This is a genomic window from Streptomyces griseus (assembly GCF_001715295.1).
Lineage (GTDB): Bacteria > Actinomycetota > Actinomycetes > Streptomycetales > Streptomycetaceae > Streptomyces > Streptomyces griseus_G.
Genome location: NZ_MDKB01000004.1, coordinates 404,788 through 420,354, shown reverse-complemented (window position 1 = coordinate 420,354; position 15,567 = coordinate 404,788). Strand labels below are relative to the sequence as shown.

At 67.9% G+C, this 15,567-nt stretch carries 10 protein-coding genes and 5 pseudogenes; 6 read left to right on the top strand and 9 right to left on the bottom strand.

Annotation, left to right across the window (positions count from 1 at the left end; genetic code table 11):
* The first annotated feature begins 226 nt into the window (after positions 1–226).
* Positions 227–445: a hypothetical protein gene (locus BA175_RS23475; RefSeq protein ID WP_069173471.1), complete on the top strand. Its 219-nt coding sequence runs from the start codon at positions 227–229 to the stop codon at positions 443–445.
* Positions 438–1,515, top strand: a pseudogene (locus BA175_RS31905) (response regulator); the annotation flags it as partial. The gene BA175_RS23475 and the pseudogene BA175_RS31905, both read left to right, overlap by 8 nt.
* Here BA175_RS31905 and BA175_RS29960 read toward each other — a convergent pair.
* Together BA175_RS29960 and BA175_RS29955 are read right to left on the bottom strand one after the other, a co-directional pair.
* Positions 1,486–1,998: pseudogene (locus BA175_RS29960) on the bottom strand (transposase family protein); the annotation flags it as partial. The pseudogenes BA175_RS31905 and BA175_RS29960 sit on opposite strands and share 30 nt — an antisense overlap.
* 84 nt (positions 1,999–2,082) lie before the next feature.
* Positions 2,083–2,406 (bottom strand): annotated as a pseudogene (locus BA175_RS29955) (transposase); the annotation flags it as partial.
* 480 nt (positions 2,407–2,886) lie between these two features.
* On the opposite strand from BA175_RS29955, the gene BA175_RS23465 reads away from it, so the two are divergent.
* The 3 genes and pseudogenes from BA175_RS23465 (at position 2,887) to BA175_RS23455 (ending at position 8,011) form a co-directional block, all read left to right on the top strand.
* The gene (locus BA175_RS23465; RefSeq protein WP_079159750.1) at positions 2,887–5,598 is read left to right on the top strand and encodes a GDSL-type esterase/lipase family protein; all 2,712 of its coding nucleotides are present in this window, start codon (positions 2,887–2,889) and stop codon (positions 5,596–5,598) included.
* A 235-nt stretch (positions 5,599–5,833) separates the two neighbouring features.
* Positions 5,834–6,692 (top strand): annotated as a pseudogene (locus tag BA175_RS30625) (IS5 family transposase).
* Positions 6,693–7,027: 335 nt separating this feature from the next.
* Positions 7,028–8,011: a pentapeptide repeat-containing protein gene (locus BA175_RS23455; protein WP_254667973.1), complete on the top strand. Its 984-nt coding sequence runs from the start codon at positions 7,028–7,030 to the stop codon at positions 8,009–8,011.
* On the opposite strand, the gene BA175_RS23450 is transcribed toward BA175_RS23455, so the two are convergent.
* Together BA175_RS23450 and BA175_RS23445 are read right to left on the bottom strand one after the other, a co-directional pair.
* On the bottom strand, positions 8,008–8,274 hold the full coding sequence (locus BA175_RS23450) for a hypothetical protein (protein ID WP_069173467.1): 267 nt from the start codon (positions 8,272–8,274) through the stop codon (positions 8,008–8,010). The genes BA175_RS23455 and BA175_RS23450 overlap by 4 nt on opposite strands.
* 32 nt (positions 8,275–8,306) lie before the next feature.
* The gene (locus BA175_RS23445; protein ID WP_069173729.1) at positions 8,307–9,782 is read right to left on the bottom strand and encodes an NF041680 family putative transposase; all 1,476 of its coding nucleotides are present in this window, start codon (positions 9,780–9,782) and stop codon (positions 8,307–8,309) included.
* A 209-nt stretch (positions 9,783–9,991) separates the two neighbouring features.
* Between BA175_RS23445 and BA175_RS29945 the strand changes: the two genes are divergently transcribed.
* A protein-coding gene (locus BA175_RS29945) for an IS5 family transposase (RefSeq protein WP_438947367.1) occupies positions 9,992–10,812 on the top strand; the annotation gives its coding sequence in 2 pieces (ribosomal slippage) (positions 9,992–10,315 and positions 10,318–10,812; 819 coding nt in all).
* A 10-nt stretch (positions 10,813–10,822) separates the two neighbouring features.
* On the opposite strand, the gene BA175_RS23430 is transcribed toward BA175_RS29945, so the two are convergent.
* The 5 genes and pseudogenes from BA175_RS23430 to BA175_RS23410 all read right to left on the bottom strand — a co-directional run.
* Positions 10,823–11,242 (bottom strand): DUF3592 domain-containing protein, encoded by a 420-nt coding sequence (locus BA175_RS23430; protein ID WP_079159748.1) that lies wholly within the window; start codon positions 11,240–11,242, stop codon positions 10,823–10,825.
* 459 nt (positions 11,243–11,701) lie between these two features.
* Entirely contained in the window at positions 11,702–11,923 is a 222-nt protein-coding gene (locus BA175_RS31260) for a hypothetical protein (protein ID WP_069173465.1), read from the bottom strand.
* Between the two features lie 304 nt (positions 11,924–12,227).
* On the bottom strand, positions 12,228–12,863 hold the full coding sequence (locus BA175_RS23420) for a carbonic anhydrase (protein ID WP_069173464.1): 636 nt from the start codon (positions 12,861–12,863) through the stop codon (positions 12,228–12,230).
* A gap of 200 nt (positions 12,864–13,063) precedes the next feature.
* Entirely contained in the window at positions 13,064–13,360 is a 297-nt protein-coding gene (locus tag BA175_RS23415; RefSeq protein ID WP_069173463.1) for a hypothetical protein, read from the bottom strand.
* A 98-nt stretch (positions 13,361–13,458) separates the two neighbouring features.
* Positions 13,459–15,483, bottom strand: a pseudogene (locus tag BA175_RS23410) (Helicase associated domain protein); the annotation flags it as partial.
* Positions 15,484–15,567 lie beyond the last annotated feature (84 nt).

Genomic DNA, 15,567 nt, shown 5'->3' with positions numbered 1-15,567 from the left:
AACTCCTTTTGGCAACGCGCCGCTGGGCCAGCGGCCTGATCTGCCCTAACTGGCCGGCCCATAGCGTGGTGGGCCTGAAGCAACAGCAGTTTCGTTGCCTCTTGCCTCGATCACGTACGACAACACCCTCGTTACGCCCCATGCTGTTTGTCACCCACTTGGCGGCCTGCCGAGCGGGAGCACCCTCCGCGCCTCCACGACGCGGACCAGACGAACGGGGAATCGCGTGGACCGACCCTTACTGCCGCTGAGATCGGCCCTGGTCTTCCTGCTCGCCGCGCTCAGCGGCGTAGCGGCAGGAGGACTGTCCTGGCTGGCGGGGGAAGGCGCCGCCCGCGGCGTGCTCGCCGGCTTCGCCGTCACCGGCCTGGCGACTGCGTTCTACGACCGCCTGATCACGCCGGGATCCGGCGAGGTATGCGGGAAGGCACACGACCATGGGTGAACTGCGCCCCCCTGGGGCAGGACCTGACGAAGGAATCGAGGGCACTCGCCGAGGTACTGCGCGAGCTGTTCGAGGGACTCGGAGTCTCGGTACGCCGGTACGCAGCACGGCGCCAGCGCGACCCGGGAACATTCTCCCGCTACCTCAACGGCACCCGGATGCCCCCTTGGTCAGCAATCATGGACATGCTGACGGATCTCGCCGAGCACCGCGGCACCACCGTCACCCCCGAGACCATCGAGTACGTGCACGGCCTCTATGAGTCGGCGTTCGACGCCAACTCGTCACCCAAGCACGCGGCGCAGATCATCGAGCAACAGCTGGCCGACGCGGACCACGTCTCGCGGCGCTCCAGCGTCCGCGGCGACGTCCTGGGCGACGCCCTGCTGGACCGCAAGCACCGCATCGCCGACCTGGAGGTACGCCTCAACCAGATGGAGGCGACGCTCACCGCCGAGCGCGAGCGCGCTGGCCAGCTGGCAGCCGCCCACCCCGAAGTCTCCGAACTTCTGGGAGAACGCGACGTCCTGCGTCAGGAAGTGACCCGGCTAGGCAACGAGCTCCAGGAGGCGCGGGAGCAGCGGGCAGGTGCGGAGGCGCGATGCGATCTACTGGAGCGCCAGCTCGAAGCCGTCGAGCACCCCGCGCTGCCGCAGCCGCAGCCGCAGCCGCAGCCGCAGCCGATGCCCAAGGTCCTCGTCGTGGACGACCAGCCCGACAACCTGCTCGCCATGACTGCCGTGCTGGAGACGCTGGATCAGGAGCTCGTCACCGTCTCCTCCGGGCGTGAGGCCCTGAAGGCGCTGCTCCACCATGACAACTTCGCCGTCATCATCATGGACGTGCAGATGCCCGGGATGGACGGCTACGAGACCGCCGCCCACATCAAGCGACGCCCCCGCAACCGGGACGTGCCGATCATCTTTCTCACCGCGATGGGCATCGACCCCGAGCACACCGCCCGCGGTTACGCGGCCGGCGCGGTCGACTACATCAGCAAGCCCTTCGACCCCTGGGTGCTGCGCGCCAAGGTCGCCGTCTTCACCGAGATCCACCTCGAACGACGTCTCAACCATCCCTCGGCAGTCGTTGCGGTTGCCGGGCAACGGTTGGCCGACCACGACGACGCGCTGGGTGTCGGCGTCGATGACGACCTGGTGATTGGTGGAGTACCGGTAGTTCTTGGACCGCTCGGCCACCGTGTGGTCGCGGGTGGGGACCAGAGTTCCGTCCAGGATGAGCACGGTGTCCTTGCGGAACCGTCTGCGGGACTTGAGCGCGAGCCGGGGGCCGAGGTGGCCGACGATGCGGCCGGCCGCGGACTTCGAGACGCCGAAGAGCGGTGCGAGCTGGCGCAGCGTCAGGTTGGTGCGCCAGTAGGCGGCCACCAGGAGCAGCCGGTCTTCCAGGGGAATCCCCCACGGCCGGCCGCGCCGAGCGATGTCGGCGCCTTCGCGCCGCAGCGCACGCACCACCCGGCTGAACTGGCGCGGAGCCACACCGGAGAACGGGACTATCCAGGACGGCTCCGAGGCCGTGATCACACCAGGCATGACAGAGATCATTTACATCGGCATCAGCCGGGGCAATCTCAGCCGAGGAAGTCCTTCCAGAGTGGGACGGATGCCTGCGGATTCCAGGGTCGGGTCCTCTAACCGGCGGGCTCGTTCACGGACCTGGCAGCGCAGGAGCTCGTGAACGACCTGGTCGGTGCCGTCGTCCCGCCAGACGGCGAAGTAATAGTACGTCGCGCTCCTGGGCGGAAGATCGTGCGGGAGGTAGGCCCACTGGCAGCCCGTCCGGCCCTGGTAGAGGATCGCGTTGATGATCTCCCGCATTTCGTAGGCGCCCTGGTGGCCGCTGACTGAGCGGTGCCGGTCCTTCCACGCGGCGATCACTGGCTCGAGCAACGACCACTGCTCGTCCGATAGGTCGCTCGGGTACGGCTTGCGTTCACTCACATCACCACACCAGCGGACGAGCGGCTGAGGACCGGCGAATTCCGCCCCGCACCCACACCATCAGGCGACGGCAAAGCTGCACAAAACCTCACGAACCGCCCTCTCATGGGCGTCGGGCCACCGTTCCCTGGGGAGACCCGTGATTTTCCGTCCGGTTATGGCCCCACCTTGGTAGTGAGGACCGCGGTCACAGTTTCGGGGGCCTGCGTGAGCTTCACGGTCCAAGTGGCACTGTCGTCTCCGACGTAGTTGCCGTCGGATGTGCAGGTCAGTCCTGCGCGACAGCCGCCGTACGTGCTTGGGCCGCTCGGTGATCGCGCCGTGGGCATCACCGGCTTGGAAGGGGCTCCCTGGGTAGCGCTGTCCCCCACGCGAGCTACACGCGGATGGCACTTCGGGGGGACGCCCTGGGGTTATCGAATCCGTAGGATTTTCAGGTTCGCGGGTATTGACCGCGCGCTATTTTGAGGGGGGACGTTCATGAGAAGACCCGGGTGGCTGACCGCGCTCGTCTTAGCAGTGACGCTGATGACGGCAGGGATGGCGGAACCAGCCGAGGCGGCAGGGGAGGCATGTGCCACGGCCGGATCGAACTTCGCCAGCCAGACGATCGCGGAGAGCACGGCGACGTTACGGATGGGATGCGCCCGCGACGCGGGATCGCTGCGGCCACTGGCGAGCAGTGACACCGACATGGTGGCCGCCATCGACTTCAACACCGCACAGCGACCGGACGCGTGGCAGCGGCAGATGTCGCAGATGGTCGACGCGGTGCGTGCCGACAAGGACAAGGGGCTCACCCTCAGCGAGTCCTTCGACCTCCAGGCGCAGAAGAACAGCGTGGACTTCTACGACCGGCAAAGCGACGCCCGGTTCGACGGCAGTATCCAGGTCGTCGGCGACAGCCTCGTCATCGTCATACCCGCGGGCGAGGTGAACGCTTCGGCGAACTGGTGGCAGAAGATGATCGCCATCGCGGTCGGCTACGCGGTGTGGGCGGTGGCCTATCAGGTGTGCGAACTCTCCTTCGGCCCTGCCGCGCCTTTCGCCATACCGATCTGCTCGGCCATCTCTTCCGGACTGGCCGGGCTCACCGGTGACCTGATGAACTCCTACTTCGACGGGCGGTCGCTGGGCGACGCGGACGTCTGGAAGGAGGCGATCGCCGTATTCGTGGCGAGCGCGTTGGTCGGGTTGGGCTCGGCGGCCCGCGAGAGCCTGAACGCATGGGCCGCGAAGGGGATAGCCTGGGTGGTCGAAGCGGTGCAGAAGACCGCGCGGAACCTCAGTACCCGGCTCGGCTCGTGGGGGTCCCCGATGCAGTACGTCAGCAGCCTGCTCACTGACGGCTTCGCGCAGGGGTTGAGGTCGGCCATCGAACGAGCGTTCCAGGGCGGGCGAGCCACCGCCTGGCCTTCGACGATCCGGCTGATGGTGGTCGGCGACTCGATCAGCCAGGGCCACGAGGGCGACTACACGTGGCGCTACCGGTTGTGGCAGTGGTTCCAGGAGAACAACATCTCGGTCGACTTCGTGGGCCCCTACCACGGCACGTTCACCCCTGACCAGCCCTCCCCGCCGAAACCGCCGCTCTTCGTCGGTGAGAAGCCGGCGGACCAGGGCATCCGCGTCGACGGTGGTTACGCGGCCGGGGTCGCCTTCGACAGCGACCACTACGCGCACTGGGGCAGGCAGGCCGCCCAGATCAAGGACGACATCCGCAGGCAGGTCGAGACCTACCAGCCGGACCTCGTCCTGCTCGCGGCCGGCTTCAACGACATGGGCTGGTTCGTCAGCGACGAGAACGGCACCCTGGACAGCGTCGAGACCATCATCGACCAGGCCCGCGCGGCTCGGCCGGGGGTCGACTTCGCGGTGGCCACCGTGCCGCAACGGTCGAAGATCGGCGGCCGGGACGATCTGATCACCAAGACCGACAACTTCAACCGGCTGCTCGCGAACGCGGCCCCCCGGTGGAGCAAATCCATCTCCCAGGTGGAGGTCGTCGACTGGCAGAAAAAGTACTCCTGCGCCCCCGCCGCCTGCCCGGCCGCGTACGACGGCCTGCACCCCAACGCCTTCGGCGAGTACCAGCTCGCCATCGCCTTCGAGCAGACCCTGCACGACCGGTACGGCCTGGGCCGGGGCCCGATACCCTTCCCGCCCGAGAACCTGCCGGTCCGGCCGACACCCGTGCCGACCGGCCTGAAGGCCGAGTCCAGCCCCCAGGGCGTGACCGTCACCTGGAACCCGGTGTACGGGGCGTTCGGCTACGACGTGCGGTCGCGGATCGCCGGCCAGACGACCTGGGGCGAGGGCCGCGTCAACAGCAACCGGACCGACACCACCTGGACCGTCGACGGTATCCAGTGGGAGTACCAGGTGCGCACCGTCGGCGGTGAAAACGTCAAGGGCCCTTGGTCCGGCACGGTCAGCGCGGTCGCCCACCCGAAGACGGCGCCGCCGCCGCGGATCGTCGCCAGCCGGCCCATCGGCCAGGACGGTATCGAGCTCGAGATCGCACCACCTGACTACCCCACCATCATCGACCGGTACGAAGTGATCCTCTTCGACAAGGACACGCCGGGCGCCTGGCTCACCGGCACCGGCTTCCGCGGCAACCGGGTGCAGATCTACGGGCTGAACCCGGGCCACCGCTACCTCGTCGCGGCGGCTACCTGGAACGCCGCCGGCGGCGGGCTGCCCGGACTGGCCCGGCCGGTGATGGCCGGCGGCGGCGTCCCGGCCGCCCCGACCGGCCTGCGGGTGACCACCGTCGATCCCACCACGGTGGAACTGGACTGGAACGGCGCGAAGTCGGCGGCCGGCTACCGGCTGTGGGTCTCCAACATCAAGGACGGCGGCACCACCCCGCCGGAGGCCGACGAGAACATCATCGAGGGCACGCACTACGGCGTCGGCTTCCTGTTCCCGGGCGTGTGGAACTACGAGTTCTGCGTGACGGCCGTCAACGGCTCCCTCGAGTCCGGCAAGTCCAACTGCGTGATCCCGCCCCATCTCGACGGCAGCGCACCGACCAACCCCGGCGGCAGCGCGCTGAACCTCTCACCGAGCGCTCGCACCGCAGGGTCGGACACGGTGGACATCGGATCGCTCATCACCCTGAGGAACCCGGACGGCACGGGGAGTCCTGTCGCGGTCGGGGCCGGGGTCAACGGTGGTGATCGCTAACCGGCCTCGGTGTCCCGTGGTACTGCCGCGCACGCGACAGCACCACGGGACACCAGTAGCGGAACAGCCGACGGCGAAGGCGAAGACGTGCATCGCCACGCGGCCCCTCACCACCCCCTCCGGCAGGTGCCGTACCGCACGGTCTTGCCAGCCTTCCAGCGGAACGGCCGCGTAGTACACCCCTGCGGGACCTGGGCAGTGTCTTCAAAGGGTTCTGATGGGGGATCATTTCGGTATGGTGCGTCGTCATGAGCTGACGGATGTGGAGTGGGAAGCGCTGTCCGGGCTGTTGCCGCGGTCGTCTTGGGGGCGGCCTCGACTGGACGACCGGCGGGTGCTGAATGGGATCGTGTGGAAGCTGCGGACGGGGTCGGCATGGCGTGATGTGCCGGAGCGGTACGGGTCCTGCAGGACTTTGTACACGCGTTTTCGCAGGTGGGCTCTGGACGGAACGTTCACACGGATGCTGACCGCGGTCCAGGCGGAGAAGGACGCCGCCGGTGACATCGACTGGCTGGTGTCGGTCGACTCCACGGTCGCTCGGGCTCACCAGCATGCCGCCGGCGCCCGAAAAAAGGGGCGGAGTCGGGGGACGAAGTATGTGATCACGCCCTCGGACGATCCCGAGGCGGACTGACCACGAAGATCCACCTCGCCTGCGACGGTCGCGGCCGGCCGCTCGGCTTCGTCCTCACCGGCGGCAACACCGCCGACTGGACCCGCTTCGAGGACGTCATGGACACCGTCCGGGTCCGCAGATCCGGGCCCGGACGCCCCCGAACCCGCCCGGACCACGTCTTGGGCGACAAGGGCTACAGCTCCCGCACGATACGCGCCTACCTGCGCAAACGCGGGATCGGCCACACCATCCCGAACGCCGCGACCAGCGGGCACACCGCACCCGCAGAGGCCGTGACGGAGGCAGACCATGCGCCTTCGACAAGCAGCTGTACAAGAAGCGCAACGTCGTCGAACGCTGCTTCAACCGCCTCAAGCAGTACCGCGCGATCGCCACCCGCTACGACAAAACCCGAGAGTCCCACCAAGCGGCCGTCACCATCGCATCCCTCTTCCTCTGGCTCAACCCTCTTTGAAGACAACGCCTAGGAGTCCCCTGCACGGTGGCCCCAGCCGTGTATCGCTTCACGCACGCGGCTGGACCTGTCACCGACCCGGCTGCCTCTTTTCTGAGAACCTCAACCCGAGCGACCGATTTTCGGTTCGAATGGTGCCGTGACAAGGAGAACGCCCCGAGCAGGGGCCCGCAGAGTGCAGCTTCAGCGCGTCCTGCAAAGGAGGAGACGGGCACCGCTCCGGCGAATCTCCGCCCCCTTGGGAGCGCGACAACGCGGGCAGCGAAGAGGAGCCGTTGAACGAACAAGCACGGGCAGTAGTGCATCCCGCACTGTAGAAGCAACCGCGAGTGGAGATGACGGTGCCCCCGTCAGTTGGTGGTCGCGTCTCGAACGTGCCGTCGGGCTGCTCGATGGCCACGCTGGCAGTCGCCGCTTTCACCTGGATATCGATCACGCAGGTCCGGGATGAACAGGGAATTGCCCGCGAGGCACAAATTACTGACAGGTACAATGCAGCTATCGGAAACCTTGGCGATGACTCTCCCGACGTCCGCCTCGGCGGCGTCTACGCCCTGCAACGCATCATGCAGGACTCACAGCGCGATCAGCCCACCGTGATGAACGTGCTCTCGGCGTACGTCCGCGCTCACGCTCCCCTTCCCAAGGATGACAAGCCCGGCCCGTCGGATCCGCCCCACGATGTCGCGGCCGCACTCGTTGTCCTGAGCAACAGAGACCGACAGCGCGATGGAACAAGCACCGTGGACCTTCAGTGGAGCTACCTCAGGCGCGCGGCATTGGGTTCCGCAGACCTCGGTAGGGCGAAACTGGTCGGCTCGGACCTGAGCGATGCATGGCTATACGGTGCGAACCTGGAGGGCGCGGACCTGGACCTTGCGATGCTGCAGGGTGCATACCTGGGCGAGGCGAACCTGCGCAAAGCACAACTGCTCAATGCAAACATGAGGGGCGCGGATTTGAGCGACGCGGACATGGGCCGCGCGAACCTGGACGAGGCGGATTTACGCGATACTTCCCTGACGGGGGCGAACCTTCACAGTGCTTACCTCAGCGGCTTGGACTTGCGCGGCGCCTCCCTGATCGACGCGGACCTCCGAAATGCTGTCCTGGAGCATGCGGATCTACGCGGCGCGAACATCGGCCGCGCGGACCTGCGCGGCGCGAGCCTGCTAACTGCTAATTCGCGTGACGCAGATTTGGACGGCGCGGACCTGCGGCGTGTGGACCTTCGCGGGGCGGACCTTTCCCTTAGTAATGTTCGCAGGTCACAGTTGCTAGTTGCCTACCTATACCCGAGCACTAAGCTTGCCGTTTAACCTCGGTGTCCGATGAGACCGGCAAGTGACTCTGTGGGCCAGCAGAGCCACTGAAGGAGTGGGTTGGTGACCACGAAGTAATGGGCGCTGACCCAACCTCGCTTCTTGTCCAGGATCTGCGGGGCCTCATCGCGGTAGACGTAGCGGAGATAGCGGCGGCGGATCGGTGCTCCTGTTATCAGCAGTACGGGTGAGGCGACAAGGATGGCCAGCGAGATCAGGGTTTTCACGGCCGCGAGCTTGGCTCTCTCCTCATAGCGCATGCGCTCAGTGTGCTGGTCCTCTCTGTCGCTCGTCAGCCTGTTCGGCGGGGTTTGGTGCTGACCTTGTGGTGGGTGGGACGGCTGTATGCCTCGCCGGTGGCGAGGACGCGTCCCACGTCATAATGGATAGCCGGAGAGCGGTTCTTCGAGCCGGGCGGTCGGCCGGGGCCGGGGCGGGACGGTTTCGGTGCACCGGTTGGCGAGCCGGTCTTTGCGTAGAGGTTTCTGAACCCCCTGCGGACGCGGGCGGGCGTGAGCCTGTTCGGCTCGGTTGGCTTCTCCCAGGGCCTGCGGAGGTCGGTGGCCAGCGGTCGGGCGAGCCGGAGCTGGGCATAGACAGCGATCACGAGCCAGGTCCACCGGTCGGCCGCTTCCGAGCTGCGAAGCCGGGGCTTGGTCCAGCCGAGGGTCTGCTTGAACAGGCGGAATGTGTGCTCGATGTCGAAGCGGCGGAGGAAGGACTGCCAGCAGCGGTCGACGTCAGCTTCGGTGGCGCCGGTGCGCGACCACCACAGCCATACCGGCTTGTTGACCCCGCCACTGGGCAGCTTCTGAACGACCAGGCGGATGACGGTGCCCTCGATGACGGGCAACGGCCCGTCATGCTCGAGCCATGCGGCCCGGCGGGTCAGCCGCGGGTGCAACCGGTCCCGCGCCTGCGCGGTCGCCTTCCCGTATAGCCGGGTGTCCGTGACCGTCACGGCCTGCTCGGTGATCCAGGTTGCGGGGTCACCGAACACGAACTCGCCGCCGTGCTTCGGCGGCCGGCCGCCCTTGGGGTTGGCCAGGTGGAATTCTTCGCGGGAGGGTGTCGGACGCCTCATCACGCGATCGGACCTGAGCCGGCCGAGGATCTCGACGGGCAGGCCATCCAGCAGGTGGGCGATGCGCGAGGCGTCGTATCCAGCGTCCAGCACGACCAGGACCTCCGGGTCTCCCTGGTTCCACTGGCCGGCGGCGACCAGCCGCTCGACGACCTCACGGATCTGCACGGTGGTCACCGCGGCGGCGTCGGCGCCGGGCTCCAGTCGGACCGCGTCCAGCACTGCCGTCCAGGAGGTACGGCCGGTCTCCAGCGCGGCAACGACCGAGTACGGCCAGCCGGGCACCATCTGATGCTTGCCCTCACCACGCCCGAAGGTGTGGCAAAAGGCCCGGTCAGCACATGTGTTGGCGTCCGGACGCAGCCACGGCGAGACATCCACCGCCAGCACGAGCCGACCGTCCGCCGCCCGCGGCAACGGCACCCCGGCCAGAGCACGACGCAGCCGGGCAACATCGATCCGGCCCTGGTTGAGCCCGCCGTACAGAGCCCCGTGACCACGGCGGTGTTCGGGCGCGAGCGCGAGATCAACCAGCGTTCGGACCGGCCCGTCCGTGCACAGCAGCGCGTCGCACAACTCGGACAAGGCGTCGCCCCGCGCGGTCAGACACGCGTACAGCTCCGACCGGAAGTGTGACACTTCCGCGAACGCATCCCGCAGGACTCCCTGATCTACCAAAATCACGACCACGGCCTTCGCGCTGATCCACTCTGTGACGGAGCACAGGATCAGACGAAGGCCGCTTACGTGTCCGCTGCACGGCGAAAAAGCCGACCAAGTTCGAGCCACGTTCGACACCGGACCATAAACGACAAGCTAACAACGGCTAGCACAATGAGGTGGACCGACGCTGGTCGCCGTGTCTGGTACGGGAGTTGGGCGTTCGGTGCGGTGTGGGGACATCGCCGTGGATCGTGTCGGATGAGTTGTGGGATCGCATAGAGCCGTTGTTGCCGCGGCGCGAGCGGCGCTTTCGCTATCCAGGCCGAAAGCCGCTGCCGGACCGGGACGTGCTGTGCGGGGTCCTATACGTGCTGCACACCGGCATCCAGTGGGAGTACCTACCCAAGGAGCTGGGCTTCGGCTCGGGCATGACCTGCTGGCGTCGACTGCGGGACTGGAACGAGGCCGGAGTCTGGCAACGGCTGCATGAGGTTTTGCTGGCCGAGCTGAACGCGGCCTCGCGGCTGGACTGGTCCCGCTGCGTGGTCGACTCCTCCCACGTCAGGGCGCTAAAAGGGGGAGCCATACGGGCCCATCGCCGGTCGATCGGGGCCGGGCCGGCTCCAAACACCACTTGATCACCGACGGGCACGGCACACCCCTTGCCATCCTGTTGACCGGCGGCAACCGCAACGACGTCACCCAGCTCTTGCCGCTGCTTGATGCGATCCCGCCGGTCCGAGGCCGCATCGGCCGTCCCCGCCGCAAGCCCGACTCGCTGTTCGCCGACCGCGGCTACGACCACGACGTCTACCGCGACCGGGTCCACGCCCGGGGCATCGTGCCCGCGATCGCCCGCCGCGGCGCCCGTCACGGCACCGGGCTGGGCACCTACCGCTGGGTGGTGGAGAGGAGCTTCGCCTGGCTGCACGGTTTCCGACGCCTACGCATGCGCTGGGAACGACGAGCCGACATCCACGAAGCGTTCCTCAAACTCGGCTGCTGCCTGATCGCACTGCGCCAGATTCACTCCTTGTGTGAGCCGGCGTGAGGCGTCCGCGTCAGCCGAGCATCTCGACGGCGATGGCCCCCACGGCACCGGCCAGCACCAGGCCGACCAGCAGGCTCGTGAGGACGCCGTCTCGCTCATATCCCGGCAGTTCGATCCTCGTTGGCCTGGCCGGGTCGTACCGAACGCTGACCTTGCTGCCCACGCCCCGGCCACACTCAGGTGGATAGGGCTTGCCCGACAGGGACTTGACCTCGACTGGCTCTCCGTCTGGAGGGGTGAAGGCGACAACAGGGTAGAAACGCGGGTCGCCGTCGGTGTCCTTGTCCTCGTCCACACGGACGATCTCGGCCTCGATCCACCGTCCTCGCGCATTGAGACGGTACTTGCCCCACGCTCCTGCGAAGAAGCCGAGGGCGAGCCCTCCCAACACAACGGCGAAGAACCATCCGAGGGCATGTTCCCAACTCATGCCCGCAGGCTACGGGCTTGCTATGGCAAGGGACGAGGCAGCGGAGGCCCCACCGCTTCGCTCGTGAAGCCAACGAAGAGGCCCAGCCGGAAACGAAAGGCGCACGGCCCGGTCGATCTCATAGATCATTTCGTTAGGACTTCTAAGCTCCCGGCGAAGCTCGCGAAAGATTCACAGCTACAGGCGGCCCTTAGAAGCGAAGATGACTGGCCGCCTCCGCCCTGAACGGCGCTCACGTCCGGTGAGGGCCATGGTGGCGGTGGGATCCGCCGCACCGCCGGGAGACCGCCACCGAGGCCGCGGCCGCGCTTGACCGAGGACGCCCGGCTGCGGCCGCACCCGGACCGAGACCGCGAGAACCTGGCCGACGACGAATGCGGTCCGGCCGCAGTTGCTGAGTGGTGGCGCCTCACGCACGGCTCCCGGCACATCTGGCCCCTTCGGCGTGGCGTCCGGGACTCACCGGTACGGCGGGCCGGTGCGCCGGTCAGCCCGGGACGGCGTGGCGTCTTCGGGGGTGCGGTTCCATGCCTGCCGGTAGAGCTGAGGGTCGTCGTCGGGGAGGTCCAGTTGGCCTTCGACGCGGATGCTGGTGGTGTCCCACGGTGGGTTCCCGCCGCGGCGGGGGGTGAGCAGGACACCGAGCGTGGCGATCGGTTCGGCGCTTTCCCTGTTGTCCACCGCTTCCTGGCTCAGTACGGGTTCGTTGCTTTCCGCGCGTTCTCGCTGGTCTGTTTTGTCCTGGCGTTCTCGTCACGGCTTTCGGGCCACGACGGCGCACGCTGTCTCCGCCACGCAGCCCTCATCCCCTGGGCCGTGCGTGCTTCGCGCCCGCCTGCCGATGGAAGCGGAACCCTTCGGATGGCCGGGCACATTGTCGTGAGCGCACTACCTCGTCGTGGTGTCCTTGCCGGTGGGGGTGGGGGTGGTGTTCGTCGGCCGGTTTCGCCGGGTGGTGAAGCGTTGTAGGGGTGGGTGGTTACGGTCAGGACGCGCTGGGGACGGCCGGGTCGAGGCCGCGGGAGGTGACGAACTGGGCGCTGCCGTCGGCCAGGCGGTAGGACAGTCCGATCACGGCGGTCCGGCCGGTGGCTACTGCCTCGGCCAGGACGCGGGAGCGCTCCAGCAGGAGGTCCACGGTGTGTTCGATGTGTTCGGCGAGGATCTCTTCGGCGCTGTCGCGTCCGGCGGCGCGGGCGGCCAGCACGCTCGGGGTGACCCGCTCGACGATGTCGCGGACGAAGCCGCCCGGTGTCTGCCCGTTCTCCAGGGCGGAACGGGCTGCGGCGACGGCGCCGCACGAGTCGTGGCCGAGAACGACGACCAGCGGCGTGTTCAGGACATTGACGCCGAACTCGATGGAACCGAGGACTTCGGTACCGGCGACGTGTCCGGCGGTGCGCACCACGAACAGGTCGCCCAGGCCGCGGTCGAAGATGATCTCGGCGGCCAGCCGGGAGTCGGAGCATCCGAACAGCACGGCAAAGGGCTGCTGGGACGGCGCGGTCTGCGTGCGGCGGGCGGCGTCCTGGTTCGGGTGCTCAGGAACGCCTGCGACGAAGCGCTGGTTACCGGCCATGAGCAGGTCGAAGGCGTTGTGGGGCGTGAGGGTCTGGGTCATGGACGCAGCCTACGAGGTGGCGTCTACCGGCGCAGCGACTGGCCTCCCCGTGGCCTGTGGGCCGGCGACATCGCCGGCTCCGGCATCAGGTCCGGGTGCCGTGCCCGGACTGTTTCGATGCCGAACCTCGGTGCGTGGCGCGGCTGCCGGCCCCACGGCCCGCATCGTAGGTTTGTTCCCGCGGCGCTGCCTTCACCAGCCTACGAATCCAAAAGCACCGGCGCCGCTTCCAGGCTGCGCTCAGCGACCCCGGTGCGGACGAGACGCGGGAACTGTTCGGTTGGGCGGAACCGCGCGTGACCGCTTTTTTTCTTCGGCTCCGGCCCGTCCACGACATGGCTGACGGCCTGCAGGAACACGCGCCGCACCTGCTGCTGGCCGACGAGGCAGCGGGCGTCCGGCCTGTGGCCCCGTTTCCGGAGCACTTGGCCCATCTTCTTCGAGCAGATCGACGACGACACCCTCGACCGCTTCGAGATGGTCTTCAAGAAGCTCAAGGCCTGAACCTGCAGACAGGCACGAGGCCCGGGGCGCGGCCATGACAGCCTGGGGTCTCGCGCGTGGCCGGCAGGTTCAGTGCCGGCTGGGGCTGACGTCACGCCCACTTCACGCCCAGCACGGCAAGCGCGTCGAGTTGGTCGGCTGTGAGTTTGTCGCGGCGGGCCTTCGTGTTGGAGATCCATACGCCGAGCTTGACGACCACCGGCTCTGCCTCGCCGTCGACCGTGACCGGTTCACCGTGCCCCCTTGGTACGGGCCGGTCCGCGCCTTCCCGCTCCACCCACTGCGCGAGGGCCGCGAGCCCTCGCTGGAACGCCGCCTGCGCCTTGCTCGGGCCTTTCGTCTTATGAGCGGCCGCCGGGGCGGGAGACGCGCTCTCAGCGGGCTGTATGCCCAGCTTCGACAGCCGTTCCTGCTGCTCGGCCGACAGCAGCTTCCAGGTGGCCGGCTTCTTCTGTCGCTCCAGCCATCGTCCGATGTCGTCGCCGTCCATGAGGACACCGGGCTGGATGTCGGGCAGTATCCCACCAGGCTCGTCCTCGGCGAGGTCGGCGAGGTGGCGGTAGTGGCGCTGCCAGTCCAGTGGCCACGGGCAGTCCCAGTCCTCATCGACCGCGGCCAGTTGCTGCGCGCGTTCCTGCGCCCGCTTCGGGTCTTTCCCCAGGCCGCTCTTCCTCCGGAGGTTGGCCATGTGCTGCCCGACCGGCATTATCGTCTCTCCCTCGCCCCAGACTGCGTCCTGCCGGGGTGCGAGGTGCCCGGTGGCCCGCCGGTAGGACCGGAGCGCGGCGAGTTTGTTCTCCCACGCCTTTTCGCCCGGCTCCCAGAGCATCCCGGCCTCCGGCGCGTCGAGCAGGGTTTTGCGCCGCTCCTCCAGCTCACCCGCCCGCAGGGCCTTGCGCTGCTGGTGTACCCACCGCCCGAGGGGGAAGTCCTTGGTGACGCCGACCTCGACCTCGACGTCATATGGGATGGCGTAGACGCTGGTGATCTGGTTCTCCGCCCGCCAGCGCAGCAGTGCCTGGTAGCCCTCCAGCCACACCAGCGACTCCGGCCGGTAGACACGGGTGCGCAGGAAGGCTGCGATGGTGGCGGCGTCGCGTGGGCTGGAGAAGTGGAGCAGAGCGGACTTGGCAGTGGCGTCGGTGTCGTTCTGCTCCTGGTCCTCGCCATCGCCCTCACCGCCGGCCCCGACGATCCGCCCGTTCTCGTCCCGCTGGACGTGGATCTTGCGCTTGCCGTGGGTGAGGGCACGGGAGGCGAGATGCTCGACCAGGCGCTCGTCGTGCGAGCGCAGGCCCTGGAGCACGGCCACGAGCGGCTTGAAGCTCGCGGAGGCGACCATGTCGGTCGGGTCCTCGCCGGGCTCCAGGAAGACCGGCACGATGATTCTGGCCACCTTCGTGCTGCCGTCCTTGTTGAGGCGGAGCGCGCGGCCGATGTTTTGCACGATCTCCACTTGGGAGCCGCGGGTGTCGGCGAAGCAGACGGCTTCCACGCCCCGCTCGCCGGTGATGTCGATGCCTTCCCCGAGGACGCGGCAGCTGGCGAGGAAGGCGCGGTGGACCCGGTGCCCGGCGGCGTCGATGCCGTTTGCGAACTGGCGCAGGACCTCGCGTCGCTCGGACACGAGGTGGTCGCCGCACAGCCATGCCGACCAGACGCGGTCCGGGGGTACGTGGCGGCCGGCCTCGAGTTCGTAGAACTCCGCGTCGATCGAGGACTTCGGGAGCTTGTCCGCGGCGGCCAGGTCGGCGTCGGAGACATCGTTGACGTACAGGTCGGCTGCGGTCTCGGGCAGCTTGTCCGCGAACGCGGCGGCTTCCTGGACCTTCTGGTGGAACGTCATGACCGTGCGCAGGTTGTGCGCCGCGGCGTGCTCCAGGAGCGCGGCCTGCAGCAGAGCCAGACGCCGGCCCCGCCGCGCCTCCTCGGACTCCCCGAGGACGGGGGAGGGGTCGCGGATCTCCAGCACGTCGATTTCGAACCCGGCGAGGATTTCGCGCTCGATCGCCTCCGAGAGGCCTAGCTCGGCGAGCCACGCGCCGTAGGTGCCGTTCGGGTCGTCGGCCATGGTCGCGATCTCCGCCTCCTGCCCGTCCGCGCCGTTCTGCGGTGTGAGTGGGCGTGTTAGTGGCAGGGGTTGTGCGTCAGCGGTGTTCGGTTGTTGATTGCCTGGTCATGCGCTGTGGATGTGTGCTGG